This window comes from Sulfitobacter sediminivivens, from assembly GCF_042611115.2.
GTDB lineage: Bacteria > Pseudomonadota > Alphaproteobacteria > Rhodobacterales > Rhodobacteraceae > Sulfitobacter > Sulfitobacter sediminivivens.
Genome location: NZ_JBHGAR020000019.1, coordinates 1 through 25,297, shown reverse-complemented (window position 1 = coordinate 25,297; position 25,297 = coordinate 1). Strand labels below are relative to the sequence as shown.

Here is a 25,297-nt window from a genome sequence, read left to right as displayed (position 1 = left end):
ATCAGCTTGCCACAGCTTTCATGAACCGGTCGCGGATCACGACAGGATCCATGGTGATGACAGGCAGCTTGATGTTGCCGCTGTCACATTTGGAGACGATGATGGTCATCTTTTTGCTGTCGATGGCCGCCTGCAAAACCTTGCCGGTGTCCACGTCCTGACAGACGACGACGTTCTCGCAACCACAGGCTTCGGCCACTTTTTCGAGCTTGGTTTTCTTGCCCGCATAGGTTGGCTGATCGCCGGTGGAGCCATAAGACCCGTTGTCGATGATCAGCAGAATGAAGTTATCGGTGACGTTGTTGGCAATCGTCGGCAGCGTACCAAAGTTGGTCAGAACCGACCCGTCCCCGTCGATGGAAATCACGGTCTTGGGCTGTGCCATGGCAAGGCCAAACCCGATGGAGGATGACAGCCCCATGGTGCCGAGCATGTAAAAGTTTTTCTCGTTGTCGTCGATCATATGCAGCTCCTGGCTGGGCAGACCGATGTTACAGACGACCAATTGGTCACGAAGAATGGGCGCGATTTCGCGCAGGATTTCAGAACGTATCATTGGTCGCCGTAGCCTCCCCAGAAAGATGCGTCCGTCAGGATCGCAACAGGTTTGTTGCACATGAATGTGTATTTCAGGATCGCATCCAGTTCGGACGCGTCAGACTCTTTGTGGAAATGATATGTCGGGATGAGGAACTGGGCCAACAGCGCTTTGGTGTGCACGGCCATCTCGACCTGACAGGCCACAGGTTCGCGCAATTCACCCCGGTAGCTGATCAGCATCGGCAGCGGCATGCGGTAGAACTGCGTGAGCGTGGCAAGGGTGTTCAAAGTCACACCAATTGCCGTGTTCTGCATGATGATGGCCGGGCGTTTACCGCCCATAAAGGCACCGGCGCACAGGCCCATGCCTTCGTCTTCCTTGTTTGAGGGCACGTGATGGATTTCCGGGCGGGCCTCGACCTCGTCGATCACGCCGGCCAATTGCTTGCATGGCACTGTCGTGATGAACGACACGTCGTTGGCGACGAAATCATCAACGATCTTTTTGCTAATGGACACGTTGTTGTCTCTCCTTTGGGCGCGCATTTTCGTGGCGCGGATGGGTTATGGATGTGGGTGTAGAACGATCTTGGGGGCCGAGGTGGCCCCGGCGCGGATATCGGCAAAGGCGGCAGGGCCGTCGGATAATGGCCGCGCCTCGGTCCAGTTGAGCGGGCCAAGCCTGCCGTCAAAGATGGCCCGCGCCGTGTCGCGGAAATCCTGGGCGGTGTAGGTATAGGTGCCGATGAAGGTGATTTCCTGCAATGTCATGCGGCGGATATCAAGCCCGCCTGCGTCCTCGCCCAGACCGATGTGACCAATTACGCCGCCGGGACGGGCGTGCGCCGATGCGGTCTTGCGCGTGGCGGCATAGCCAACGCCGTCGATCACCAGATCAAACATCGCAGCCGCGTCCAGATCGTCTGGTGAAATCGCGTTTTGCCCGCAAGCATCGTTCAGCGTGGCGCGGCGCAATGCGTTGGGTTCAACGATTGTCACCTCGGCCACCCCTTGCGCCTTGAGCGACAGTGCCGCCCCCAGACCAATGGCACCGCCGCCAATCACCAGTGCTGTTGTTGCGGGCTCTTGCAGTGTCTCGCGTGCCAAACGCACCGTGTGCCAGCCGCAGGCGATCGGTTCGGCAAGGCAGGCCTGATCAAAGCTGACATGATCTGGCATGGTCACCAGATTTTCGTCGCGCATGGCGACAAATTGGGCAAAAGCACCCTCGCGTGGTGGCATTGAAATGATCATGCGCTCAGGGCACAGGTTGTCCTTGCCAGATGTGCAGGCCTTGCAGGTGCCGCATGTCACGAGGGGGTTGACCGTTACGCGCTCGCCGTCCCGCGCCCCGCCCACAATGACGCCTGCGGCCTCATGACCCAGGATCAATGGCGCAGGGCGACGGTTGTCATGACCCAGATAGGCATGCATGTCAGAGCCACAAATGCCAACGGCCAGGATCTTGATCAATTGCTGACCCTTGTCCGGCACCGGTTCGGGCGCATCACGCAAGCCAAGCTGTTCGGGACCGTCGTAAATAAGCGCTTTCATTTTGCGGTAAACCCCCCGTCAACCATCAGAACCTGCCCCGTTACATATGCGCTGGCATCAGAGCACAGAAACAGCAGCGGGCCGTCAATATCGTGCAATTCGCCATTGCGCCCAATGCAGGTTTGCGCCGCATTGCGCGCGGCGCGTTCAGGGTCGGCAAAGACCGGGCCGGTCAATTCAGTCGGAAAAAACCCCGGCCCGATTGCATTGGCATTGATGCCGTGTTTCGACCACGCCTCGGCCATGGCGCGGGTCAGTTGCCCGATGCCTGCCTTAGATGCACCATATGCAATCCCACCGGGAAAAGCACGGGTGGTTTGCAGCGACGCGAAATTCACCACCCTGCCCCAGCCTTTGGCCTTCATCGCTGGTACCAGAGCTTGGGTCAGGAAAAACGGGGCCGCGAGATTGAGGTTCATGGTCACGTCCCAGCCTTCGGGGGTCACGTCATCTGCGGTTTCGCGGGTGTTGATCCCGGCGGCATGCACGATGATATCCGGCGCACCGAAAGGCGTGGCAATCTCAGCCGCAATCTGGACGATCTGGTCACGCTGTGACAGGTCTGCGGCGACAGTTGCAGCCCGCGCCCCTGTGGCATCAGCCCAGGCCGCAAGCGCCTCGGCCCGGCGCGCGACGCCGACGACCTGCGCGCCAGCTGCAGCCAAAGCAACAGCCGCGCGCTGACCAAGGCCAGCGCTGGCCCCGGTCACGCAGGCAATTTTACCTGTCAGATCAAGAAGATGTTCAGCCATCTGCGGTCAAATCAAAGGTTTCATCGGGGAAGTATTTGGCCAGCCGCACATCAGCCGCGCGTGCGTGGCCTTCCATGCCCTCCAGCCGCGAAATCCGCGCTGTTGCCTGCGCCACGCGCTTTGATCCGTCGCGGGTCGAGCGCTGCCATGTGACGATTTTCATGTACTTGTGCACAGACAGACCGCCGGTATAGCCCGCCGCACCAGATGTAGGCAGGACATGGTTGGTGCCGCTGGCCTTGTCGCCATAAGAGACGGTGGTTTCTTCACCCAAGAACAACGAGCCATAGCAGCTCAGACGGTTCAGCCACCAATCCAGGTCTTCTGCCTGTACGGTCAGGTGTTCGGGTGCGTAATCGTCCGAGGTCGCGGCCATTTCCTCGCGGTCGGCACACAAGATCACCTCGGCATAATCGCGCCACGCGGCAAAGGCGTTGTCGCGGTTCACCTGCGGAAGGTCCTCGATCAACGTCGGGACCAGACGCATGACTTCTTCGGCAATCTCGCGACTGTCGGTGACCAGCCAGACCGGTGAGTTATACCCATGCTCGGCCTGTGACACCAGATCAACGGCTGCAATCATCGGATCAGCAGTGGCATCGGCAAGCACCAGGCTGTCGGTTGGACCCGCAATCATGTCGATGCCGACACGGCCAAACAGAATACGCTTGGCTTCGGCTACAAACTGGTTGCCGGGGCCAACGAGAATATTGGCCTTTGGCAGGCCAAACAGACCATAGGTCATCGCCGCGACACCCTGAACACCGCCCAGCGCCATGATCTTGTCCGCACCACAAATATGCGCGGCATAGATGATTGCCGGGGCCACACCCACACCGGGGCGCGGCGGCGATGTGGCGGTGATGTGCTGGCAGCCCGCAACCTTGGCGGTGGTCACGGTCATGATCGCGCTGGCGATGTGGCTATAGCGTCCACCGGGCACGTAACAGCCCGCCGCATCTACTGGAATGGCCTTTTGACCTGCGATCAGACCGGGCTGAATTTCAACCTCCACATCGCTGACTGTCGCTTTTTGCGCCTCAGCAAAGCGGCGGACATTGTCGTGGGCGAACTTGATATCCTCCTTGAGTTTTTGAGGGACCAGTGCGGAGGCCGCCTCGATCTCTTCAGCAGTCAGGATGATGTTGCCATCATATTTGTCGAACTTGCGGGCATATTCGCGCGCCGCGTCGTCGCCGCCAGCCTCAATATCAGACAGGATCTTGACGACAGTTTCATGAACGTCGGAGGCATCCGACTTTGAAGTCAACGTAGCTTTTTTGAGATATTCACGAGCCATTGGGTCAATCCTATTTGAAAATGTCAGGAAGCAGCGATGTTGAAATCGCCGGGATGTAGGCGATCATCAGAACGACGATCAGCATGAAGAAAACGAACGGAACAGCGCGACCCGCGATCTTTAGGATCGACTCCCCCGTGATACTAGACACCACAAAGAGGTTCAGGCCAAGCGGCGGGGTGATAAAGCCCACCCCAAGTGCGGTGATCATCATGATGCAGAACTGAATTTCGTTCATGCCTATGTTGTCAGCAAGCGGCTTGAGGATCGGCGCGAGGATCACAATGTTGGGTGTGGTTTCCATTACGCAACCGGCCGCAATCAAGATTCCGATCATCAACAGGATCAGCAGTGTCGGATCGTCGGTCAAGGACGTGATCGACGCGACGAAACCCTGCGGCACACCCATGATTGCCAAGGCCTGTGCTAGCGGCAGCGAAAACGCGATAATGGGCAGGATGACCCCGTTGACTTTGGCCGAGCTGACCAGCATCGCCGGGAAATCGCTGAGCTTTAGCGTGCCGAGGATAAAGCCAATGATGATCGTCACGATCACGGCGGTAGCCCCCGCTTCGGTGGGTGTCAGGCGGCCTGAGAAGATGCCATAGAAGATGATCCCCGGTACGATAAAAGCGTACCAGCCGGTCTTTAGCGCCGTGCCCAATTGCGACAGATACTCGGACAATGAGATGTTGCCGCCGCCCTCGTAGCCGTAAATCCGGTTGACCACGATGTTGGTCACCAGGATCGAAACAAGGATCGCAATGCCGGGAATGAGCGCCGCAAGAAACAGGGTAGAAGCCGATATGCCCAGCACAAGGCCGATGATGATATAGGCGATGGAGGGCGGGATCAGAATGCCGGTACAGGCACCCGCCGCCACCAATGCGCAGGCATATGGACGGGGATAGCCGGATTCCACCAGCCGGTCGATGGTCATCCGCCCCACGGCTGCCGCCCCTGCGGCGTCTGACCCGGAGATGGCCGCAAACATGCCGCAGACCAAAACGGTAGCAGACCCAAAACCGCCTTTGGCGAACTGCGTCAGCGCCTCGGCAACGTCGAGAAATTTGCGTGAAAGCCCGGTGCGCACCAGCACGTCGCCGGTCAGAATAAAAAGCGGCACCGCAGTGAGCGCAAAGGCGTCGATGCCGTCAAACAGGCTTTCGCCGACAAGCGCAAGCGGCAGGTCTCCTGACATCAGCAACATGGTAATTGCAGCAACACCGATCGAGGCCCAGACAGGCACCGCCATGGCGCATAAGGCAACGAAAAGAATGACAGGCAGGTAGAAATCCCAGCCAAGTTCAACGGTTTGATTGAGTGTGTTCCAAAGCATATCGGGATTCCTCAATCAAACATTTTGTCACCTTCGTAGACGGGCGTGCCGTCACGAAGGCTGCGCAGATCGCGCAGAAAAGATTGCACTAGTCGCAGCACCATCAGGCCAAATCCCACCGGTACAGCCATCAGGAACCAGACCATTGAAATGCGCAAACCATGGCTGACCGATCCGAATTTGGCCGAGACCAGCACCGTTTCGAATGACCAGTAGAGTGCGACAAGTGCCACACCAAACATCACCAGATCGCCAAAGATGTAGAACAACGCCTTTGTTCTGGGCCCGAGGTAATGCAGCACCACGTCGATGCGAATATGCGCCCGTTGCTTGATCGCGGCTGCGGCCCCGATCCATGCGAGATAGATGAACGAATAGCGCACCACCTCTTCGCCCCAGATGGACGAATACGAGAAAATTTCACGGCGTAAAACTTCGACAGCCATGGTCACTACCAGCATCACGTAAAATGCCAGCAATGCCCAGCGTTCAGCGTCACGATTCAATCTTTCCAAGAACGACAATGGGATCACCTTTTGAGGGGCAAGGCACAGGGGGGGGCCTCGCACGGGGAACGATCAACCAATAAAGAAACTCGACAAGGTCGGCGGGCTCCCTAAAGGGCACCCGCCGTGGTGTTTTACGCGTCGTGGACGTAATAGCGGCCCATTGTGCCAGCCGCTTCTTCCAGCTTGGCAAAGGTGTCCATGGACCCGGCAAGCTCAAGCTTGAACTCATCCCATTCGGAACGCTGGAACCCGCCTGCGTCTTTCCATTCCGCCAGCTGATCATCAGAAAGTGAATGGAACTCGACACCAGACTTGCGCAGTTCGGCCATCGCATAGTTCCGTGCGGACGGCACCTTGGCGAGGTTCATCTGAGCGGTAATTTCAGAAGCAAATACGATCCCGTCCTGAACATCAGCAGGCATCGAATTGAACCACTCAAGGTTACAGGAATAGACTTGGCTGTCCGGCACCGCCTGTGTGAACGTCACATGGCTCAGAATGTCCTTGAAGCCAAAGACATAAAGCGCGCCAACAGATGGATCGAGCGCATCAGCCACACCTTGTTTGATCGCAGATGGTGTTTCACCCCATGCAACCGGCGTTGGGTTTGCACCGACCATGCGGTAATATTGCTGCAGCATCGCCGAGCCCGGCACGCGGAACTTCACGCCAGCCAGATCGCTTGGTGACAACACGGCCCCTGCCCCACCTTTACGCACAGCAACGACGCGTGGGTCGATGTTGACGTAGAATAGCGGCTTGAACCCTGCGGCCTCGACCTTGGGGTGGACTTCGGTTTTCCAAGTGTCGGACGTCACCAGATTGGTAAAGCGCTGATTGGATCCGCAAAGATACGGCATGTTGATCAGGTCAACCACAGACGCAAATGGTGCAAAGTTTGACAGCGAATGCTGCGCTGCCTGAATGGTGCCGCCCTGGACTTTCTGAACCAATGCGCCGCCTGCACCCAACTGACCGCCGGGGGCCAATTTGACATAGACCTTGCCGTTCGTCGCATTCTGGATGTTCTCTTTGAGATCCAGCTGCATGATCGGATAGCTGCGTGTCGCACCCAGCACATAGGCCGTGGCGATTGTCATGATATGCTCGGCGGCCTTTTCGCGGTCGCGCTCTTCATTTGCGGTCTGGGCCGCTGCCTCTGTTGACCACAATGTGCCAGCGGCACCGGCAACCAGTGCGGCGGTGAAACTGCCAGCGCTTGCCAATTTCAAAAAGTTGCGGCGCGTGGCCAATTTCATTTCTGTGTTTTCATTCGTCAATTGAATGTCCTCCCGATGGACCTTGATTTGAGGCTGCGCTTTTTGCATCAGCTTCCTTTTTTAAGATGCCCACGACAAAAAGGATTGCCGTGACAGACAGAACCAAAAACTCGCCAATATCATTCAGGAACGTCGGTGCACCCGATGATCCCAGCGCGACATTCACCGCGAAAATTGCAAATAGGATTAATGCTCCAATGAGCGGCATGTCGCGTCTCCTCCCAGAGGCTAAGCCGATTCTGATGCTATAATGTAAGCGCTTACATAAGGAAAATGCAAGCACTTACATTTCTCCGTATTCAGGATAGACTTAGGCACTTGTTAATGTTGATGTAAAAATTCTGAGGCCATGACAGGAACCCCAATGAAGGCGACAACGCCGGCCCCTACCCTATACGATGTTGCCGCCAGATCCGGGGTTTCGACGGCAACGGTTTCACGCTGCCTGAATTTTCCCGATCAGGTGACGGAACGGACCCGTGGCAAGGTGATGGAAGCGGTCATTGCGTTGGGGTATTCGCCAAACTTTGGTGCGCGGGTAATGGCGCAGCGGCGCACCAACACCATCGGGGCGATCATCCCGACCATGGAAAACGCCATTTTTGCGCGCGGCCTGCAAGCGTTTCAGGAAGAACTGCGTGTGCACGGGTATACTTTGTTGGTGGCAAGTTCATCGTACAAGCCCGACATCGAAGAAGAACAGATCAAATCGCTGGTTGCGCGCGGTGCCGACGCGCTGCTGCTGATCGGCCATGACAGGCGGCCGGAAATATATGAGTTTCTGGAAAAACAGCGGGTGCCGGTTTTGGTGACATGGGCCTTTGACCGCGCACAGGCGCGCCCTTCTGTAGGCTTTGATAACCGCGCAGCGATGCGCAATATGGCCCGGATCGTCATTGACTTGGGACACCGCCATCTGGCGCTGATCTCGGCCGAGGTGTCCCAGAATGACCGGGCCAGAGAACGATTGGAAGGCATAAAGGAGGCAATGGTTGAAAAGGGCCTGAATGCCAAAGACCTTGAAATTATCATGACCCCATACGGCATCGAAAACGGTGCGGCCGCATTTGAAAAGCTGATGCAACCGCCCGCACGCGCCACGGCTGTTTTCTGCGGCAACGATGTGCTTGCCGTGGGCGCATTGCGCGCGGCGCGAACGATGGGACTTGAGGTGCCCAAAGACGTTTCAATCATTGGCTTTGACGATATCGAATTGGCACAAGTGGCCTATCCTGCATTGACCACTGTCCATGTTCCCCATCGTGAGATGGGCAAATGTGCGGCGCGGACGCTGGTTGACATGCTGAATGGCAACGGCCCGATCGAGACTCAGGAGCTTGCCTCGGAAGTGCGCATGCGCGCATCGCTTGGCCCTGCTCCGGAAAAAATGAATTAGCGGCACTGATGGAAGGAAACAAATGGCGGACCGGATAAACTCATTTGATGCCCTCGTTGGGGCTGTTTCTGGTGCCCCCAGACATCAGAAACGACGGCTTATCGCGGTTTGCGGCGCACCGGCAAGCGGCAAATCCACCCTTGCAGCTGCGCTTTGCGATGCTCTGCTTGGCATGGGCGTGCCCACCTGCGTGGTGCCGATGGACGGCTTCCACCTTGATAATGCCATCTTGCAGGCAAACGGATCGTTGGACCGAAAAGGCGCGCCACACACATTTGACAGCGCTGGGTTTGCATCCCTGATCAGCCGCTGCGCGCAGGAGGACACGGTTTACTATCCGACATTTGACCGCGCCCGCGATATTTCCATTGGGGCGTCGGGCGTCGTGTCCGGCGACATCGATACCATTGTGGTCGAAGGGAATTATTTGCTGATGCAGACCCCCGGATGGCGGGACCTTTTGGAGTTGTGGGACATGTCGGTTTATCTCGATGTGCCTGCCAAAGAATTGAAGAAACGGCTGATGACCCGCTGGCTTGATCACGGTCTGTCACCTGCAGATGCCGCCAAAAGGGCAGAGCAAAACGACATGCAAAACGCCCGCACGGTGATCGAACACAGCGCCAAGGCGGATCTTGTCTTTACCCAGTAGCTGAGAAAAACTGTTGCGCCCTGCGCACCTGTGAAAGGCTGTTGCGGGCCAGCCAAGTGTATCCTGTCGGGCTGGGCGTGTTTTGACGCCCAGCCCGATTTTGCAGTTTTATTCTGCCGGCTCAGCGATCGGGTCCAGTGCCTTTGCAGGGTCGATCTTGTAGATGGTCCACCCCATGTAGCCAAAGATGATTGTCACAATCGGCGACATCCAGCAAAAGAAATTGAACGGCAGATACGCAAGCGTTGCGACCCCAAGCGTTGCCGCCTGAAATGCCCCGCCCGAATTCCACGGCACCAGATTGGCCGTAACAGTCGCTGAATCCTCGACCGCACGCGACAGGTTTTCGGGGGCCAATCCACGGTCCCGGAAAGCCGACGCAAACGTCCGTGCGCCCATCACAATCGCCATGTACTGATCACACAGGATCAGGTTGGACGCGATGCAGGTTAGAACCGTCGACAAGATCATGGAGCCGGTCGATTTCGCGTATTCGAGTATCGAATCTGCGATGACCTTAAGCTGACCGGTCCGCTCCATCACGCCGCCGAACATCATGGCGACGATAATCAGACTGATAGTGAAGAACATGGATTCCAGTCCACCACGGCTCAGAAGTTCGTCAACCTCGGCCACGCCGGTCTCTGACGTGTAACCGCCAAAGGCCGCATTCGCGAGCGCCTCATATCCGGCACCTTGCAGACCAATCGCACATATCGCTCCGGCCAGGACACCAAGCGTGATGCCCGGGATTGCCGGCATCTTCTTGTACGATACAAACAGCACCACAAGCGGCGGCAGGATCAAAACAGGATTGATCGTGAACGTGCTTTGCAATGTGGTCAGCATCGTGTCGATTTGGCCGAGGTCACCCCCCTGACTGCTGTAGCGCAGGCCAAGCACGATTTCGATGATCAAGGTCAGCGAGATCGTCACACCCGTGGTATACGACATATGTTTGATGTGGGTGAACAGATCAGTGCCTGCCATGGCCGGGGCCAGATTGGTGGTGTCCGATAACGGTGACATCTTGTCGCCGAAATAGGCCCCCGAAAGAACTGCACCGGCCACCAATGGCAATGGAAACCCAAGGCCCGCACCGATCCCCATCAGGGCAACACCGATGGTACCTGACGTGCCCCAGCTTGTGCCGGTGGCAAGAGAGGTGATCGCACAGATGATCAGCGTCGCGGGCAAAAAGATCGCAGGAGACATGAAGGTCAGGCCGTAATAGATCAGCGTCGGCACAACGCCCGCCAATATCCAGATCCCAATCAGGATGCCGACAACAAGCAGAATGATCATTGCAGGCAGGGCATTGGTGATCCCGCGCACCATGCCGTTCTGGACGTTCTGCCAGCTAAATCCGCACCGCAATGCAACGACGCTTGAGACGATAACGCCCAGAAGCATCGGAACCTGGGGATCAAGGCCATAAGCCACGATCGAGATACTAATATCCCGACGACCAGTGAGAAAAGCGATATGATCGCCTCCCAAAGATAAGGAGCGCGTGCCCCCGGTGGAATATCAGTCTTCATTTTTGTGCCCTCTCGTGAAACGTTTGAATTTTCGAAGGTTGGCTCCTCCGTCGTTTTGATCTGAAAATCAGACTATCGAGCAAAACCAGCCTACCGCGTGCGCCGCAAATAACAAGCAAACGGGTACAACGCCTGAAAGCTTATGTGTTGCAGGACAGGATCGCATGCTGCGCCATATGGCACAGACACCACAATCCCGCGTTCAACGCACCTCTTCGGTTTTGATCGCCTGCGCGGCCACCGTATATCCGCCAGCGGCACCATCAATGAAATGGATATGATCGTCCCTGAGGATGGAGGGCACGATGCAGGTCATCATCGCCTCGGATTGCGCGTGAAGGCCAAAGCGGATGATCCCATCCGCTTTGGCCTTTTCAAGCAACGCGCGCAACCGCTTCTCGGTCACGCCGTCGCAGTCCAATGTCATCTTTAGCCCGTCTTCAAATTTGCGAAAGTCAGCGTTTTGGCCCACTACACGCCGGTATTTGCGCGCATCAAATCCCCCGATCTTGAGGCCGGTCTTGATCAGAATCCATGCCACGAAGCTTTCAAACAGAGCCTTGCGTCGCGCGGTGCCAAGCGATCCGTTACCGCGTTGCGCATGTGCCTCAAGGGCGGCTCCTGCGGGTGGCCAGTCTACGCCGGGACCTGCCTGCTGGGCCGGATGACCAGCGCGCGCAAGTCCACGGGCCAGTTCAATGGCGCTGCGCGCCAGCCGCGCAAATTCAGGGGTGGTCACGCCAACGCGCGGCGCGATGACGACGGACAATATCGACCCATGCTGGCTGGGCATATGGCTCCAGCGGCAACTCAGACCAGTCAGATCAGGCTTGGTACCTTTGGGGGCCTCGGGCAACCCATGGGCGCTGGTCTTCATCCGTTCTTCAGCCCAGCTGAGCCCCCCGCCGGAAAACATGGCATAATCCACGCCTTTGGCCGCCTGAAACCGCGCCACGGTGATATCCAGCCCGGCGGCGCGAATGTCCGACACCCGGACCAGGCCAACCCGTAGACCCAGGTCGAACTCCTCGCGCGCCCAAATCCGAACGGCCGCCAGCGCGTGCTCTGCACGGTCTTTCCACGCTGCCGGAACCGCAAACCCGGCACCGTCACCACCAAAGATGAACGGAAAATCTGCGCCGCCATGGGCATTCATCTGTGCCGAAATTACTGCAGCGCCGACCATGTTGACGGTCTTGTAGCGCCCCTCGGCAACCGCCCGTGTCGAGCCCACGATGTCCGAGGTGCCCACCCACCAATCATCCGGAAAGGCGGTGTAGGTCTCTCCGTCCGCAAAGATCGCAAAATCATCCTGCGGGACGACAGATGCATAGAAATCGGTGCTTGGAGGGGTATCTTCCATCCCTCCTCTGTAAGCGCGGCACTGGCATTGTCCAACACAAATTGGCACGTGCCCACCGATGCCATGAAGGATACGGCAGCAGGCCGTCGTTTAAGGTATGTTCACGGTATAGAAATGCCGAATTCAAATGCTGACACCCCAACGCCATGCGTATTGTGCAGTGGCATTTGTTAAGTGCCGAGATTGACCCGCATGACCGCACCGAAAGCCATTGTTAAAGAAACAAATAGATGTACTAATCGTGCAAGGAAACCCAGACAGGGATTGCTGTCACGTCCGTGTCATATGGGACCGCTAAAGACAGGGGACCCGGAAAGACGGGATGAAATCCGCACATTCGGGCTAAGAAAAATAATGGAGAACATGATGAAATCGACACTGATCCTATCAACTGTTGCTGCTTTGGCCTTGTCGTCAGGTGCAGTGAACGCGGACACATTGCGGCTGCTGACATGGGGCGGCTACGCACCGGATGACGTGATTGCCAAGTTCGAGGAACAAACCGGCCACACGGTCGAAGTGACCAAGTCCAACAATGAAGAAATGATCGCCAAACTGCGCGCGACCAACGGCGGCGGGTTTGACCTTGCCCAACCTAGCCAGGACCGGATCGCGGGCCCGCAAGCAGAATTTGGCATCTACAAGCCCATTGATATGTCCAAGATCGATACCGGTCTTTTCATCCCATCCATGCTGGAAGCAACAAAGGGCAATACCACCGTCGATGGTGAAGTATACGGCCTGCCGCATGTCTGGGGCACCAGTGGTCTGGTTGTGAACACCGCGATGGCCGGTGACGTCAAAGACTATACTGACCTGTGCAATGCATCTGTCAGCGGCAAGGTGTCTTACCGCCTCAAGCGTCCAACGCTGATCGGCTTTGCCTATGCAATGGGTCTGGACCCATTTGCTGCCTACGGTGATGAAGCGGCCTACAAGGATATTCTTGATCAGGTCGAGGCCAAGCTGATCGACTGCAAGCCCAACGTCAAAACCTACTGGGACGGTGGTGACGAGCTTAAGAACCTGCTGCGCTCTGGCGAAGTTGTGGCATCGATGGCGTGGGACACAGGCGGCTGGCAGCTGAACGATGATAATGCCGACATCACCTTTGTCGCACCTGCGTCCGGGGCTTTGGGCTGGATCGATACCTTTGCCCTGCCCGCGCGCGGTCGCGCCGATGACGCAGCCTATGCGTGGATCAACTTTGTGATGCAGCCCGAGATTGCTGCGATGATCACTGCCGCGGCTGGCAACTTTACCGCGTCGCAGGGTGGGGACGCTGGAGTGGATGATGCGCTGAAAGCCAAGTATCAGGCCAGCTTTCCACAAGCTGCAATCGACAACATCAAGTGGTATCCTTCTGTGCCTGCAGGCCTTGAGGCGCTGGAAGGTGCCGCACTGGACCGGATCAACGCCGCCAACTAAAGACGTAAACGTCACGATGGGGAAGCGCGGATATCGCGCTTCCCGATTTTATTCAGGGCCTGCACTACATGTCAGAAATTCCCGATCTCGAATGCCGCGCGATCTCAAAAAACTTCGATGACTTCAAAGCGGTGAAAGATGTCAGTTTCAGCGTGCCGCAGGGCACGTTCTTTTCCATTCTGGGACCGTCGGGATGTGGCAAGACGACGCTGCTCAGAATGATCGCCGGGTTTCAGAAACCAACCAGTGGTGATCTGTTGATCAAGGGCAAATCTGTGCTGGATGTGCCCCCCAACAAACGCCCGGTGTCGATGGTTTTTCAGCATCTCGCGCTTTTTCCCATGATGAACATCGGGGCCAATGTTGGTTTCGGCCTGCGCCAGCGCGACGTGAACAAAACGGACATCAAGAAACTGGTTGAGCGCGTTCTGGACCGTGTCGGCCTTGGCGGCGTCGCGGATCGCCCTGTCAGTTCATTGTCTGGCGGTCAGAAACAGCGGGTGGCCATCGCACGCTGTATGGTGCTTGAGCCGGACGTGCTGCTGTTGGACGAACCTCTGGGCGCGCTGGATCTCAAGTTGCGCGAACACATGAAGATCGAATTGAAACAGCTGCAGTCCGAGTTCAATACCACCTTTGTCTACATCACCCATGATCAGTCCGAAGCATTGGTGATGAGCGACCAGATCGCGGTGATGAACCACGGGGTGTTCGAACAGACGGGCACCGCAAAAGAGCTATATTACGAACCATCCACCGCATTTGTTGCCGGTTTTGTGGGGGAAGCGAACCGTTTTGCCGCCACTGTGGATCAGCGCGACGGTGTTGGCTTGCAGATGGCGACGGACCAGGGGCAGATCTTGCGCGGGATCGACGCCAGTGGGGGTTTGACGCAGGGCGAAAAGGTGGACGTTTTTGTGCGGCCCGAAGCCGTGCGTCTGTCGCGCAAGGCGTCCGACATGGCTGGGATGGGCAACGCCGGGCAAGGCACAGTTGAAAGCGTTCTGTTCAATGGCGCCAACAGTCAATTGATCCTGCGCGATCAGACCACAGGTGCAGAGATGTCAGTGGCCCTGCCGCAAACCGGTGAATTCCGCGACTTGACACGGGGTGATGTGGTCCATTTTGGATGGGAACCAAAGCAGACACGGGTCTATTCCGCGATAAGGGGAATGTGATGGGCACTGATCGCTCAAAACTGGCATTCTGGTTGTTGATGGCACCGCTGCTGATCTGGCTGATCACACTGATTGTCCTGCCACATGTCGGCATGTTTTTGGTAAGCCTGCGCGAAAAGGTGGGCGTGCGCGAATACGAAACCAGCTTTGCCAATTATGGGGTGTTCTTTAACGAGCCGCTTTATTGGAACACATTCGCGCGCACCGCCTATATGTCGATTGCATCGACGATGCTGACCCTGTTGATCGGGTTTCCCATTGCCTATTACATCGCCAAGCTGACGCGCGGGCGGACCAAGACCACCCTTTTTCTGATGTGTCTGATCCCGTTCTGGGTCAGCGAATTGGTGCGCACGTTTGGCTGGATGATCCTGCTGCGTGAAACAGGCGTCTTTTCAAATGCCTTGCAGTATCTCGGCCTCGTTTCCGGCCCGGTTGAGATGCTTTACAACGATGCGGCAATCATGACGGGGCTGGTCTATACCTCGATGCTGTTCATGGTCGTGCCGCTGGTCACCACACTGGACAGCCTTGATGACAGTCTGATCGAGGCCGGCTACGATCTGGGGGCAAGTGGTTTTGCCATCCTACGCGAAATCGTGATCCCCCACGCCATGCCCGGCATCGTGTCGGGCTGTATCGTGGTGTTCATGCTGAGCCTTGGCAATTACCTGACGCCGATCCTGCTTGGGGGCAAGGACAGCCTCTGGTTCACCGGCCTGATCTACAGCCAGTTCATCACGCGGTTCAACTGGGAACTTGGGTCGGCATTTGGGTTCTTGTTGCTTGGATTGTCGTCGCTGATCGTCTTTGTTGGTCTCAAGCTGTCCGGACAATCGCTGGGTAAAACGATGGCTCAGACATGATCACCGGCATCCCCCAAAGTGGCGCATTCAAATGGACCTACCGGGCCTATGTCACGCTGTTTTTCATCTATCTGGCGCTGCCCCTAGCGACGGTCTGTGTCTTTGCCTTCAACGACAGCGTCTTTCCGTCCTTGCCATGGGAAGGGTTCACCTGGGCATGGTTCTTTGGCACCGACGCGCCCTATATCGGGGTGTTCCATGAACGCCCGATTTTGCGGTCGCTGATCACCTCGGGTGTGGTGGCGTTCTGGGTCTCGCTGCTGGCGGTTTTGGTGGGCACCTGCAACGCATTCCTGTTTGTGCGGTACGAATTTCGCGGCAAAGGGTTCCTCTACATTCTAATGCTGTTGCCGCTGATCATTCCCGGCATCATCTTAGGGATTTCCATCCTGGTTTTTTCATCGTCGGTCGCCAACTTTCTCGAAGACGCAACAGGCATGTGGTTTGACGGGCTGCGCCCCGGATTGATCCTGGTCATTCTGGGACAGTTTTCGTTCATCACCACATTTGCCACGCTGGTCATCTCGGCCCGGCTGCAAAAGTTTGACCCCAGCCTCGAAGAGGCGGCGCTGAACCTGGGTGCGACCCGGTGGGGTGCCGTGCGGGCCGTCACCCTGCCCTTTCTATTTCCAGCAATGGCTGCGGCGGGCGTGGTTGCGGTGCTGATGAGTTTTGAGAACTTCAACACCACGCTGATGCTGGTCGGGTCGGACGCGCCGCTGACCATCACCATGTTTGACCGGCTCAAGCTGGGTTCGACACCGGTGCTCAACGCGGTGTCGTTGCTGTTGATTGTGGTGTCTGCCCTGCTTGGGCTTGCCTCGCTGCTGCTGCAAAAACGGCAGGATTAGAAACAGGCCAGCAAGAGCGCCTTGGTGTTGGTGGCGGTCATTTCCACAGGGTTGCCCCCGACGCTCGGATCACGCAGTGCAGATGCCACCAGCGCTTCAATGTCAGGGTCGGCGACGCCGAGATCGGTCAGGTTCGCCGGGATCGACAGGCTTTGCGTCAGCTCACGCACATAGGTCTTAAAGCCATCAAATCCGCCCGATATTCCCAGATAATTGCCCGCCATGCCAAGACGGTCCTCAACTGCGGGGCGGTTGAAATCCAACACCGGCAACATGACAACCGCATTGGTGGTGCCATGGTGGGTGTGGTGCACCGCGCCGATCGGATGGCTCAACGCATGAATGGCCCCCAGACCTTTCTGAAATGCCGTGGCCCCCATCGCAGCGGCAGACATCATGTGCCCGCGTGCTTCAATATCCGTGCCATTCGCATAGGCGCGCGGCAGGTTTTCCTTGACCAGCCGCATGCCTTCCAGCGCAATGCCCTGCGACATCGGGTGGTAGTGCGGCGAACAGAATGCCTCAAGGCAATGGGCAAACGCGTCCATGCCAGTGCCTGCGGTAATGACGGGAGGCATGCCGACGGTCAGTTCCGGGTCACAGATGACCACGGCGGGCAGGATTTTCGGATGGAAGATGATCTTTTTCTCATGGGTTTCTGAATTGGTGATGACTGACGCCCGCCCTACCTCTGATCCTGTCCCGGCGGTGGTCGGGACCGCAACGATGGGTGCGATGGCGTCCGCATCCGCCCGCGTCCACCAATCGCCGATGTCCTCGAAATCCCACAGCGGCCGGGTTTGACCGGCCATGAAAGCCACAACCTTGCCCAGATCAAGGCCCGATCCTCCGCCAAAAGCGATGACACCGTCATGGCCTCCGTCGCGGTAGGCGGTGACACCTGCTGCGACGTTTTGTTCGGTCGGGTTTGGGTCAACCTGCGAAAACATCGCACGGCCCAACCCGGCGGCTTCCATCAGATCAAGCGTGCCTTGGGTGATGGGCAGACCCGCCAACCCCTTGTCTGTGACCAGCAGTGGTTTCTTGATGCCAGCGACCGCGCAGGCGTCGGCAATCTCGGATATCCGGCCGGCACCAAAACGCATTGCAGTAGGATAAGACCAGTTGGCTTTCAGGGTCATGTCTCAGGCTTTCTTGAAGTGATATGATTTTGGACGGGTCAAGGCATCGAAGCCCAGTTTGGAAAGTCCGGCACCGCGCCCGGTATTTTTGCATCCGGTCCAGCACAGCGCGGGATCAAGGTAATCGGCGCGGTTCATAAACACTGTCCCGGTTTCCAACCGCGCGCCTATGGCGTCAGCGGCCTCTGCATCAGCCGTGAAAATCGCCGATGTCAGACCAAACTGACAGTCATTCATCAGTGCGATGGCTTCTTCGTCGTCTTTGACCGGCATGATCCCCACAACGGGTCCGAAACTTTCATCACGCATCACCCGCATATCATGGGTGACATTGGTCAGGATCTGTGGCGTGAGATAGGCCCCGCCGTCATCGGCAGGCATCTTCTCGATATGCGCAGTGGCACCATCCGCCAATGCTTCATCAATCTGCGCGCGCACTTCGCGGGCAAAGCGCACATTTGCCATCGGTCCCAGCGTCGTTGCCTCGTCCAGCGGATTGCCCAGTTTGAGCTGGTTCACCCATGCCACGGCCTTTTCCACGAAAGCATCATATAGGGTTTCATGCACGTAAATCCGTTCAATTCCGCAACAGCATTGCCCGGCGTTGAACATCGCTCCGTCCATCAACGTATCCACGGCGGTGTCCAGATTGGCGTCATGCCGGACATAGCCGGGATCCTTGCCGCCCAGTTCCGTCGCGACACCTGTAAACGTGCCGGCTGCAGCGCGTTCCATCGCCTGCCCTCCGCCCACCGAACCGGTAAAGTTGATGAAGTCGAACGCATTCTCAGCGATCAGCGCTGATGTGGTCTCATGATCCAGCACAATGTTCTGGAACACGTCGTCCGGCACGCCAGCCGCATGGTAGGCATCGGCCAGATGTTCCCCGACAAGGATGGTTTGCGCCGCATGTTTCAGGATCACCACATTGCCCGCGATCAGTGCCGGCGCGATGGTATTGTTGGCGGTCATATAGGGGTAGTTCCACGGTGCCACCACAAAGACAAGTCCGTGCGGTTCACGGGTGATCTTGCGGCAAAAGGCATCGCTGTCCTCAACGATCGTTGGCGAAAGCGCGTCTTGCGCAATCTTTGACATGTAACTGGCGCGTTCCTTCAGGCCGCCCAATTCACCCCCATAACGGACCGGGCGACCCATCTGATGGGCCAGTTCCGTCACCATACGTTTCTGGGTACGCTCAACCTCTGCCATCGCGCCCATCACCAGATCAATGCGTTCCTGCAACGGTCGCGCGGTCCAGGCGGCTTGCGCCTTGCGTGCCCGTGCGACGGCGTCACGCGCAGCGTCCATGCTCAGGCATTCGCGCTCGGCATAGAGCGATCCGTCAATCGGAGAGATACATTTTGTCGTTGCCATGTCTTACGCCCTTTCAAATCCGCGCGCGATTTCCCAATCTGTGACCACGCGGTCAAATTCCTCTAACTCCCATTCCGCAGCCCGGGCGTAGTGGTCGACCACGCCGTCCCCCATTGCCGCCCGCAGAAACGAGGACCCTTTGAGATTCTCATGCGCGGCCCGCAGCGATTGCGGAATATCACCGGCCTTGGCATCTTCATAGACATCACCGCGCGTCGGGGACGCCAACGGCATCTTTTCTTCGATACCCTTGATCCCTGCGGCCAGCATGGCCGCCTGCGCCAGATAGGGATTGAGGTCTGAGCCACCGATGCGGCATTCGATCCGCACGCCTTTGGTTCCTGCCCCACACAGCCTGAAACCCGCGGTGCGGTTGTCCACGGACCAGACCGTTTTGGTCGGCGCAAAAGTTCCCTTGGCAAAGCGCTTGTAGCTGTTGACGTAGGGGGCCAGAAAATAGGTGTAATCCGGCGCATAGGCGATCAGCCCGGCCATGTAATGTTTCATCAGGTCAGACATGCCAAGCTCGTCTGACTTGTCGACGAACATCGCTTTGCCATCTTGCCACAGCGACTGATGGACGTGCGATGAACTGCCGACCCGGTCATGATGCCATTTGGGCAGAAAGGTCGCGGCATGCCCCTGCTGCCATGCGATTTCCTTGACCGCGTGCTTGGCGATCGTGTGGTAATCAGCGCAATCAAGTGCAGGAGAATAGCGGATATTCAGCTCTTCCTGCCCGGCCTCCGCCTCCCCTTTGGAATTCTCGATGGGCAGACCTGCTGCATAGAGATGATTGCGGATCGGGCGCATCACATGCTCTTCCTTGGTGGTCTGGAAGATATGATAATCCTCATTGTAGCCGCTGATCGGTTTAAGGTCGCGAAACCCGCCTTCGCGGATTGCGTCGAGGCTGTCGGCGAAAAGGAAGAACTCCAGTTCTGTCGCCATCATCGCATCAAAGCCCAGCGCGCTGAGCCGCTCGATCTGTTTCTTAAGAATCGCACGTGGGGAATGTGGGACGGGCTTGTGATGGTGATGATCCAGCACATCACAAAGCACCATTGCGGTGCCTTCGAGCCATGGCACCGGGCGGATTGTGTCCAGATCGGGCTTCATCACATAGTCGCCGTACCCCGCGCGCCAGCTTGTCGCGGCAAATCCCTCGGGTGTGGCCATCTCAAGGTCGGTGGCCAGCAGGTAATTGCAGCAATGGGTTTCCTCAAAAGAGGTTTCCACGAAATTCACCGCGTGAAAACGTTTGCCCATCAGGCGCCCTTGCATGTCCACCAGACAGACCAGCACCGTGTCGATGCTTCCGTCTTTTACGGCGGCTTTCAGCTCTTTGAAACTCATCGGTGCGGGCATTGGTGGCTCCAGTCATTTGTGGTGAGGGGGCAACGTCACGCGCCGCCCCCCGGATGTTGATATTTCAACTGTTGGTGTAGGGCGGTCCGGCCTTGTTGATGACCTCGTTATAGTCGCGGAAAATCTGAACGATTTTTGAATGGATTTCACCTTCTTCGGCGATCTCCGTCCAGAATTCCTTGGCCGCGTTTTCGACCTCGTTCCATTCCTCGGCTGGAATGGTGCGCAGCTCAAGCTTGTCGCCCTTCGCGCGCAGCCGTGCCTCGCCCCCCCAATACCACTGGTTGCGATAGGTGTGACCTGCTTCGATCCCTGCCATCACCAGTTGCTTGAGGTGATCAGGCAGATCGGCCCACTTTTGCTGATTGACAAAGAACGACCCGATCCATGCACCCGAGATGTTGTTGGTCAGGAAGTAATCCGTCACCCCGGCCCAACCGACAGTGTAGTCTTCGGTAATGCCGGACCATGCCATGCCGTCCAATTCCCCGGTCTGGACCGCGACTTCGGCATCTTCGTAGGGGATGTTCACGGGGACGACACCAAATTTGGACAGAAACCGCCCCGCTGTGGGGAAGGTATACAGCTTTAGCCCATCCAGATCGGCGACTGATTTGATCTCTTTGGTGGTGTTGAAGTTGCAGGGGTCCTGACCCGCTGCCGACAGCCATGCCACCCCGACTTTGGCGTATTCTTCGCGCCAGATATCGGCGAGCCCGTATTGGTTGAACAGGGCCGGCACATCAAGAATATGCTTGGTCGCAAACGGGAAATACCCGCCGAATTGCTGTAGCGGCGTGGGCGAGGCCATTGAATCGTCATCGGAATGCACTGCGTCAATGGTGCCACGTTGCATGGCCTGAAACAACTCGCCCGTCGGCACGATCTGATCGGCATAGAAAAGTTCGATCTCCATCTCGCCGTTTGCAGCGGCATTGATGTAATCGACGCAAGGTTTCGTCACCTGTTCACCCAATGCGGACCCCGCATAGGTCTGCATCCGCCACTTGATCGCGGTTTGCGCCCGCACAATGCTGGGTGCGGCAAGGGCGGCCGGGGCGGCAATTGCTGCGGCCTTTAGGAAATGTCTGCGTGTCGTCATGATCTTTCTCCTTTGTTGAAATGTCAGGCCCCCTTTGCGGGGGCTCTTTTATGGTTGGTTGTACACATAGTCAGGCAGCCACAGCGCCAGTCCCGGAAACAGCATCACCAGCACAAGCGCACCGACCATCACCAAGACAAACGGGGTGATCGACGCATAAATATCGCGTAGCGTGATCTCGGGCGGGGCCATGGCGCGCATCAGGAACAGGTTATAGCCGAATGGAGGCGTCATATAGGCGATCTGAGTGGTGATGGTGTAGAGGATACCGTACCAGATCAGGTCAAACCCCAATTCGCCCACCAGCGGCACATAAAGCGGCGCAACAATGACCAGCATCGCCGTGTCGTCCAGAAAAGTTCCCATCAGGATAAAGGACAGTTGCATCAAAATCAAAATCGTCCAGGGCGACAGGTGCAGTTGATCGGTGAACAGCCCCTCAATTGCCTTGACCGCACCCAAACCGTCAAACACCGCGCCAAAGGCCAGTGCCGCAAGGATGATCCACATGAACATGCAGGTGATGCCAAGGGTATTTCGTACCGAATTTTCAAACACCTCGCGGGTCATGCGCCCTTTCAGCACCGCTGCAAAGAATGCGGCCCCTGCCCCAATGGCCGAGCTTTCCACAAGACTGGTCCAGCCGTTTACGAATGGCACCATCATCGATGCGAAAATAACCAGCGGCAGGATGCCAGCCCTGAGCAGGCGGAGCTTTTCAGCACGCGGAATGTCACGCTCTGACGCGTCCAGTACCGGACCCAGCACCGGGTTTTTCCAACAGCGGATCACGATATAGGCAATGAACAGTGCGGCCATCATCAGCCCCGGCAAAATACCTGCCAGCCACAATTGCCCAACCGGCTGACGTGCAATCATCGCATAAAGCACCAACACAACAGAGGGCGGCACCAGAATGCCAAGGCTGGAACCCGCCTGAATGACGCCGGTGACCATGCGTTTGTCATAGCCCCGTTTCAATAATTCCGGCAGCGCGATGGTGGAACCAATGGCCATGCCCGCCACGCTCAGCCCATTCATCGCCGAGATGAGCACCATCAACCCGATTGTGCCGATCGCCAGCCCGCCGCGCAGCCCCCCCATCCAGACGTGAAACATCTTGTACAGATCATCAGCGATGCGCGATTCTGAGAGCACGTAGCCCATAAAGATGAACATCGGCAGCGTCAGCAGCGGATACCACTTCATCAGTTTCATGGCGGCGGAAAACCCAATGTCGTAGCCCCCCTTGTCGCCCCACAACAACAGCGCCGCGACCACGGCGACAAACCCGATGGCCCCGAACACCCGCTGCCCGGTCAGCAGCATCAGCATCATCGTGGCGAACATCAACGTGGCAATCACTTCATAGGACATCAGATCGCCTCACCCTTAAGCCGGAGCACATCCTTGAGCAGTTCGGAAATGCACTGCAACAGCATCAGGAACAGACCAATGACCATGACTGTCTTGATCGGCCACATCCACGGCCGCCAGACCGAGGGCGATGTTTCCATGCGCCCGATTTCTTCTGTTCCGGTGATCAGCCCGCGAAAGAAAGAAATCGGCTCTGTCCCCCAGTAGCCCAGCGAATAAGCCGTTGATCCGACAGCGCCGTAAAGCATGACGCCGAGATAGAAAATCAGGAACAGAACGGTGATCAGGTCAGCCCATGCTTTTTTGCGCGGCGACCATTCCCCATATAATAGATCCATCCGGACGTTTGAGCCCAGTTGGATCGAATACGGGCCCCCAAGGATATAGTAGGCCACCATCGCGAACTGGGCCAACTCCAGCGTCCAAAGCGACGGCAGAAAAAACGTCTTGCTGACAGAGGACCACAGCAGGATCGCCATCAGGACAAAGATGCCATACATCACAATCCGACCAAGCCGGAAGTTAAGGGCATCAACCGCCCGAATGAACCCGCGCACCAGACTATGCATGCAAACCCTGACCCAGATTTTCAAGGGCGGCACCGATCCAGCGAGACAGCACACCTGCCATCTGTTGTTGCTGCGTTTTTGTGGCAATCAGGTCATTGCGCAGTTCGATCATCACGTTCAGATGCCCCTCCGGCAGCGCATGTTCTTTCAACGTATGCGTCACGCCATCGTCCGGGCCATAAGGCGCATTGCGTTGGGTGTTCATCTGCGTGTGCTGCGGCGCAATTGCCAGCATTGCATCGGCCAATCGCGCATCGCTGTCGTGCAGAATGCCGATTTCAACCTGACGCGGCTGACCGTGATAATTGGGGGTAAAGCTGTGTACAGTCACGATCACGGGCTTGGCACAGGCAGCAATCGCATCAGCCAATGCACGCCGAAAAGGCAGGTAATACGTCGCCACACGCATGTCACGCGCGGCAGCGTCCAGCCCCCTGTTGCCGGGAACTTCAATCCGTTCGCTGCGGTCCGGCATCGCATCCCGCGCGTCCGGCGGGCGGTTGCAATCATAGACCAGCCGCGACACTCTGCCCGCCACCAGCGTTGCATCCATGATCCGGGCCATCCCTTCTGCCACGGCCAATGCACCCGGATCCCAGACCGCATGGCTTTGCCGGTCCTGTCCGGACAATCCAAGGTCATTCAATGCAGGCGGAATATACGCCGAGGCATGTTCGCAGACCAGCACAACGTCCGACGATCCCCGTGCGGAGGTTACAACAACAGGCTGTTCGGATGTCGAAATCTGCGGCACCAATAATCCCCCAATTTCGATAACACTCAGGCGGTGCGCAGATTCTGTCAACAATTTTCTGTAATAAATTATTCATCTGCTATACTTCTGTAACGATAGCTATCAAATGAGGCGATTCCCCCCTTGCCCGGATCAGAGTTTACCATCGCGGATCGCATTCAGAGCGGCTTGGACAATCTGACCCGAGCAGAGCGGCAACTGGCGCATTCCATCCTGGAAAACTATCCCGCCAGCGGGCTTGGGCCGTTGTCCGCGCTGGCCAAAGATGCCGACGTGTCAGGTCCGACAGTGCTGCGTATGGTGCAAAAGCTGGGCTTCAAGGGGTATCCCGATTTTCAGGCCGCGTTACGCGAAGAGCTGCGTGCCAAGGCCAGAAACCCGATTGCCAAACACGATACATGGACAGAAGGCGCGCCATCAGGTCATGTGCTGAACCGGATCACCGATGCGGTTATCGACAACATCCGCCATTCGCTGGCACAGATCGAACCGGCGGCCTTTGACGACGCCTGCGCGCTCATCGCCGAAACCGACCGCGCAGTCTATATCGTTGGCGGGCGGATATCCCACACGATTGCCGAATATCTCTATCTGCACATGCAGGTGATCCGCCCCGGCGTCATCCACGTTCAATCAACCTCCAACACCTGGCCGCATTATCTATTGGACCTCAAGGAAGGCGATGTGGTGGTGATTTTCGACGTGCGGAGGTACGAAAACAACACCCTGAAACTTGCAGAAATGGCGCATGCAAAGGGTGCCAAGATCATCCTTTTTACAGACCAGTGGCGCTCTCCGATCCATGCGCTGTCTGACATCTGTTTCAGCAGCCGCATCGTCGTGCCGTCGGCCTGGGATTCCGCCGTCATGCCGATGTTGCTGATCGAAACGATGATCTCTGCTGTGCAGGACCTGTGCTGGACTGACACCCGGACCCGAATGGAAGCGTTGGAGGATATGTTCGACCAGACCAAGCTTTTCCGAAAGTTTACCTGACGTGCGTGCCCACGCGGGGCAAGCCGCCCCGCTGAGCCTCCCCCTTTGAAGTGGTCCGCCCCT

The 25,297-nt window shown here is 57.2% G+C and carries 25 protein-coding genes; 7 read left to right on the top strand and 18 right to left on the bottom strand.

What is annotated here, in order from left to right; genetic code table 11:
* Position 1: 1 nt before the first annotated feature.
* The 9 genes from comE to ACEWL3_RS16490 all read right to left on the bottom strand — a co-directional run bounded on the left by comE (position 2) and on the right by ACEWL3_RS16490 (position 7,482).
* A complete protein-coding gene (gene comE, locus ACEWL3_RS16530) occupies positions 2 to 556 on the bottom strand; it encodes a sulfopyruvate decarboxylase subunit beta (protein ID WP_114878208.1) in 555 nt (184 codons plus the stop codon).
* Positions 553 to 1,059: a thiamine pyrophosphate-binding protein gene (locus tag ACEWL3_RS16525; RefSeq protein WP_114878207.1), complete on the bottom strand. Its 507-nt coding sequence runs from the start codon at positions 1,057 to 1,059 to the stop codon at positions 553 to 555. The genes comE and ACEWL3_RS16525 overlap by 4 nt, the downstream gene beginning before the upstream one ends.
* 45 nt (positions 1,060 to 1,104) lie before the next feature.
* Entirely contained in the window at positions 1,105 to 2,094 is a 990-nt protein-coding gene (locus ACEWL3_RS16520; protein WP_386184522.1) for a zinc-dependent alcohol dehydrogenase, read from the bottom strand.
* Positions 2,091 to 2,846 carry an SDR family NAD(P)-dependent oxidoreductase gene (locus ACEWL3_RS16515; RefSeq protein WP_386184519.1) on the bottom strand — a complete coding sequence of 252 codons (756 nt, stop codon included), beginning with the start codon at positions 2,844 to 2,846 and terminating at the stop codon, positions 2,091 to 2,093. Before ACEWL3_RS16515 ends, ACEWL3_RS16520 begins: the two co-directional genes overlap by 4 nt.
* Positions 2,839 to 4,146 (bottom strand): histidinol dehydrogenase, encoded by a 1,308-nt coding sequence (hisD, locus tag ACEWL3_RS16510; RefSeq protein WP_386184516.1) that lies wholly within the window; start codon positions 4,144 to 4,146, stop codon positions 2,839 to 2,841. Before hisD ends, ACEWL3_RS16515 begins: the two co-directional genes overlap by 8 nt.
* Before the next feature lie 10 nt (positions 4,147 to 4,156).
* Complete coding sequence (locus ACEWL3_RS16505; protein ID WP_386184514.1) at positions 4,157 to 5,485, bottom strand: TRAP transporter large permease; 1,329 nt, start codon at positions 5,483 to 5,485, stop codon at positions 4,157 to 4,159.
* Positions 5,486 to 5,496: 11 nt separating this feature from the next.
* Positions 5,497 to 5,946: a TRAP transporter small permease gene (locus tag ACEWL3_RS16500; RefSeq protein WP_386184605.1), complete on the bottom strand. Its 450-nt coding sequence runs from the start codon at positions 5,944 to 5,946 to the stop codon at positions 5,497 to 5,499.
* Positions 5,947 to 6,125: 179 nt separating this feature from the next.
* Positions 6,126 to 7,253 (bottom strand): TRAP transporter substrate-binding protein, encoded by a 1,128-nt coding sequence (locus tag ACEWL3_RS16495; protein WP_386184511.1) that lies wholly within the window; start codon positions 7,251 to 7,253, stop codon positions 6,126 to 6,128.
* A 10-nt stretch (positions 7,254 to 7,263) separates the two neighbouring features.
* The gene (locus ACEWL3_RS16490) at positions 7,264 to 7,482 is read right to left on the bottom strand and encodes a hypothetical protein (protein WP_386184509.1); all 219 of its coding nucleotides are present in this window, start codon (positions 7,480 to 7,482) and stop codon (positions 7,264 to 7,266) included.
* Positions 7,483 to 7,638: 156 nt separating this feature from the next.
* Here ACEWL3_RS16490 and ACEWL3_RS16485 point away from each other — a divergent pair, with 156 nt between their 5' ends.
* Both ACEWL3_RS16485 and ACEWL3_RS16480 read left to right on the top strand, forming a co-directional pair.
* Positions 7,639 to 8,670, top strand: a complete 1,032-nt coding sequence (locus ACEWL3_RS16485; protein ID WP_386184507.1) for a LacI family DNA-binding transcriptional regulator — start codon at positions 7,639 to 7,641, stop codon at positions 8,668 to 8,670.
* A 22-nt stretch (positions 8,671 to 8,692) separates the two neighbouring features.
* Positions 8,693 to 9,322, top strand: a complete 630-nt coding sequence (locus ACEWL3_RS16480) for a nucleoside/nucleotide kinase family protein (protein ID WP_386184505.1) — start codon at positions 8,693 to 8,695, stop codon at positions 9,320 to 9,322.
* A gap of 108 nt (positions 9,323 to 9,430) precedes the next feature.
* On the opposite strand, the gene nhaC is transcribed toward ACEWL3_RS16480, so the two are convergent.
* Positions 9,431 to 10,765, bottom strand: coding sequence for a Na+/H+ antiporter NhaC (gene nhaC, locus ACEWL3_RS16475; protein ID WP_386184503.1), 1,335 nt, complete (start codon positions 10,763 to 10,765; stop codon positions 9,431 to 9,433).
* 300 nt (positions 10,766 to 11,065) lie between these two features.
* Positions 11,066 to 12,226: a DUF3095 domain-containing protein gene (locus ACEWL3_RS16470; RefSeq protein WP_386184502.1), complete on the bottom strand. Its 1,161-nt coding sequence runs from the start codon at positions 12,224 to 12,226 to the stop codon at positions 11,066 to 11,068.
* Positions 12,227 to 12,592: 366 nt separating this feature from the next.
* On the opposite strand from ACEWL3_RS16470, the gene ACEWL3_RS16465 reads away from it, so the two are divergent.
* The 4 genes from ACEWL3_RS16465 (at position 12,593) to ACEWL3_RS16450 (ending at position 16,549) form a co-directional block, all read left to right on the top strand.
* Positions 12,593 to 13,654 (top strand): extracellular solute-binding protein, encoded by a 1,062-nt coding sequence (locus ACEWL3_RS16465; RefSeq protein WP_386184603.1) that lies wholly within the window; start codon positions 12,593 to 12,595, stop codon positions 13,652 to 13,654.
* Between the two features lie 68 nt (positions 13,655 to 13,722).
* Positions 13,723 to 14,832, top strand: a complete 1,110-nt coding sequence (locus ACEWL3_RS16460; protein WP_386184500.1) for an ABC transporter ATP-binding protein — start codon at positions 13,723 to 13,725, stop codon at positions 14,830 to 14,832.
* The gene (locus ACEWL3_RS16455) at positions 14,832 to 15,698 is read left to right on the top strand and encodes an ABC transporter permease (protein ID WP_386184498.1); all 867 of its coding nucleotides are present in this window, start codon (positions 14,832 to 14,834) and stop codon (positions 15,696 to 15,698) included. The genes ACEWL3_RS16460 and ACEWL3_RS16455 overlap by 1 nt, the downstream gene beginning before the upstream one ends.
* Positions 15,695 to 16,549 (top strand): ABC transporter permease, encoded by an 855-nt coding sequence (locus tag ACEWL3_RS16450; protein WP_386184495.1) that lies wholly within the window; start codon positions 15,695 to 15,697, stop codon positions 16,547 to 16,549. Before ACEWL3_RS16455 ends, ACEWL3_RS16450 begins: the two co-directional genes overlap by 4 nt.
* Here ACEWL3_RS16450 and ACEWL3_RS16445 read toward each other — a convergent pair.
* The 7 genes from ACEWL3_RS16445 to ACEWL3_RS16415 all read right to left on the bottom strand — a co-directional run bounded on the left by ACEWL3_RS16445 (position 16,546) and on the right by ACEWL3_RS16415 (position 24,238).
* Positions 16,546 to 17,691: an iron-containing alcohol dehydrogenase gene (locus tag ACEWL3_RS16445; protein WP_386184493.1), complete on the bottom strand. Its 1,146-nt coding sequence runs from the start codon at positions 17,689 to 17,691 to the stop codon at positions 16,546 to 16,548. The two genes, ACEWL3_RS16450 and ACEWL3_RS16445, sit on opposite strands and share 4 nt — an antisense overlap.
* 3 nt (positions 17,692 to 17,694) lie before the next feature.
* Positions 17,695 to 19,068 carry an aldehyde dehydrogenase family protein gene (locus ACEWL3_RS16440; protein ID WP_386184491.1) on the bottom strand — a complete coding sequence of 458 codons (1,374 nt, stop codon included), beginning with the start codon at positions 19,066 to 19,068 and terminating at the stop codon, positions 17,695 to 17,697.
* A 3-nt stretch (positions 19,069 to 19,071) separates the two neighbouring features.
* Positions 19,072 to 20,436: a glutamine synthetase family protein gene (locus ACEWL3_RS16435; RefSeq protein WP_386184489.1), complete on the bottom strand. Its 1,365-nt coding sequence runs from the start codon at positions 20,434 to 20,436 to the stop codon at positions 19,072 to 19,074.
* 64 nt (positions 20,437 to 20,500) lie between these two features.
* Positions 20,501 to 21,538, bottom strand: coding sequence for a TRAP transporter substrate-binding protein (locus ACEWL3_RS16430; protein ID WP_386184486.1), 1,038 nt, complete (start codon positions 21,536 to 21,538; stop codon positions 20,501 to 20,503).
* Positions 21,539 to 21,586: 48 nt separating this feature from the next.
* Positions 21,587 to 22,915, bottom strand: a complete 1,329-nt coding sequence (locus tag ACEWL3_RS16425) for a TRAP transporter large permease (RefSeq protein WP_386184484.1) — start codon at positions 22,913 to 22,915, stop codon at positions 21,587 to 21,589.
* Positions 22,915 to 23,484, bottom strand: a complete 570-nt coding sequence (locus ACEWL3_RS16420; protein WP_386184482.1) for a TRAP transporter small permease subunit — start codon at positions 23,482 to 23,484, stop codon at positions 22,915 to 22,917. Before ACEWL3_RS16420 ends, ACEWL3_RS16425 begins: the two co-directional genes overlap by 1 nt.
* Positions 23,477 to 24,238: an N-formylglutamate amidohydrolase gene (locus tag ACEWL3_RS16415; RefSeq protein WP_386184601.1), complete on the bottom strand. Its 762-nt coding sequence runs from the start codon at positions 24,236 to 24,238 to the stop codon at positions 23,477 to 23,479. Before ACEWL3_RS16415 ends, ACEWL3_RS16420 begins: the two co-directional genes overlap by 8 nt.
* Positions 24,239 to 24,361: 123 nt before the next feature.
* On the opposite strand from ACEWL3_RS16415, the gene ACEWL3_RS16410 reads away from it, so the two are divergent.
* Positions 24,362 to 25,234 (top strand): MurR/RpiR family transcriptional regulator, encoded by an 873-nt coding sequence (locus tag ACEWL3_RS16410; protein ID WP_386184480.1) that lies wholly within the window; start codon positions 24,362 to 24,364, stop codon positions 25,232 to 25,234.
* Positions 25,235 to 25,297 lie beyond the last annotated feature (63 nt).

Coding starts and splice junctions, on each gene's coding strand:
- ACEWL3_RS16440 (WP_386184491.1), bottom strand. CDS start 19,068: ATGGCAACGACAAAATGTATCTCTCCGATTGACGGATCGCTCTATGCC.
- ACEWL3_RS16430 (WP_386184486.1), bottom strand. CDS start 21,538: ATGACGACACGCAGACATTTCCTAAAGGCCGCAGCAATTGCCGCCCCG.
- ACEWL3_RS16465 (WP_386184603.1), top strand. CDS start 12,593: ATGAAATCGACACTGATCCTATCAACTGTTGCTGCTTTGGCCTTGTCG.
- ACEWL3_RS16485 (WP_386184507.1), top strand. CDS start 7,639: ATGAAGGCGACAACGCCGGCCCCTACCCTATACGATGTTGCCGCCAGA.
- ACEWL3_RS16420 (WP_386184482.1), bottom strand. CDS start 23,484: ATGCATAGTCTGGTGCGCGGGTTCATTCGGGCGGTTGATGCCCTTAAC.
- ACEWL3_RS16425 (WP_386184484.1), bottom strand. CDS start 22,915: ATGTCCTATGAAGTGATTGCCACGTTGATGTTCGCCACGATGATGCTG.
- ACEWL3_RS16480 (WP_386184505.1), top strand. CDS start 8,693: ATGGCGGACCGGATAAACTCATTTGATGCCCTCGTTGGGGCTGTTTCT.
- ACEWL3_RS16435 (WP_386184489.1), bottom strand. CDS start 20,436: ATGCCCGCACCGATGAGTTTCAAAGAGCTGAAAGCCGCCGTAAAAGAC.
- ACEWL3_RS16490 (WP_386184509.1), bottom strand. CDS start 7,482: ATGCCGCTCATTGGAGCATTAATCCTATTTGCAATTTTCGCGGTGAAT.
- ACEWL3_RS16500 (WP_386184605.1), bottom strand. CDS start 5,946: ATGCTGGTAGTGACCATGGCTGTCGAAGTTTTACGCCGTGAAATTTTC.
- ACEWL3_RS16515 (WP_386184519.1), bottom strand. CDS start 2,846: ATGGCTGAACATCTTCTTGATCTGACAGGTAAAATTGCCTGCGTGACC.
- ACEWL3_RS16445 (WP_386184493.1), bottom strand. CDS start 17,691: ATGACCCTGAAAGCCAACTGGTCTTATCCTACTGCAATGCGTTTTGGT.
- ACEWL3_RS16450 (WP_386184495.1), top strand. CDS start 15,695: ATGATCACCGGCATCCCCCAAAGTGGCGCATTCAAATGGACCTACCGG.
- hisD (WP_386184516.1), bottom strand. CDS start 4,146: ATGGCTCGTGAATATCTCAAAAAAGCTACGTTGACTTCAAAGTCGGAT.
- ACEWL3_RS16505 (WP_386184514.1), bottom strand. CDS start 5,485: ATGCTTTGGAACACACTCAATCAAACCGTTGAACTTGGCTGGGATTTC.
- ACEWL3_RS16520 (WP_386184522.1), bottom strand. CDS start 2,094: ATGAAAGCGCTTATTTACGACGGTCCCGAACAGCTTGGCTTGCGTGAT.
- comE (WP_114878208.1), bottom strand. CDS start 556: ATGATACGTTCTGAAATCCTGCGCGAAATCGCGCCCATTCTTCGTGAC.
- ACEWL3_RS16455 (WP_386184498.1), top strand. CDS start 14,832: ATGGGCACTGATCGCTCAAAACTGGCATTCTGGTTGTTGATGGCACCG.
- ACEWL3_RS16460 (WP_386184500.1), top strand. CDS start 13,723: ATGTCAGAAATTCCCGATCTCGAATGCCGCGCGATCTCAAAAAACTTC.
- ACEWL3_RS16470 (WP_386184502.1), bottom strand. CDS start 12,226: ATGGAAGATACCCCTCCAAGCACCGATTTCTATGCATCTGTCGTCCCG.
- ACEWL3_RS16495 (WP_386184511.1), bottom strand. CDS start 7,253: ATGAAATTGGCCACGCGCCGCAACTTTTTGAAATTGGCAAGCGCTGGC.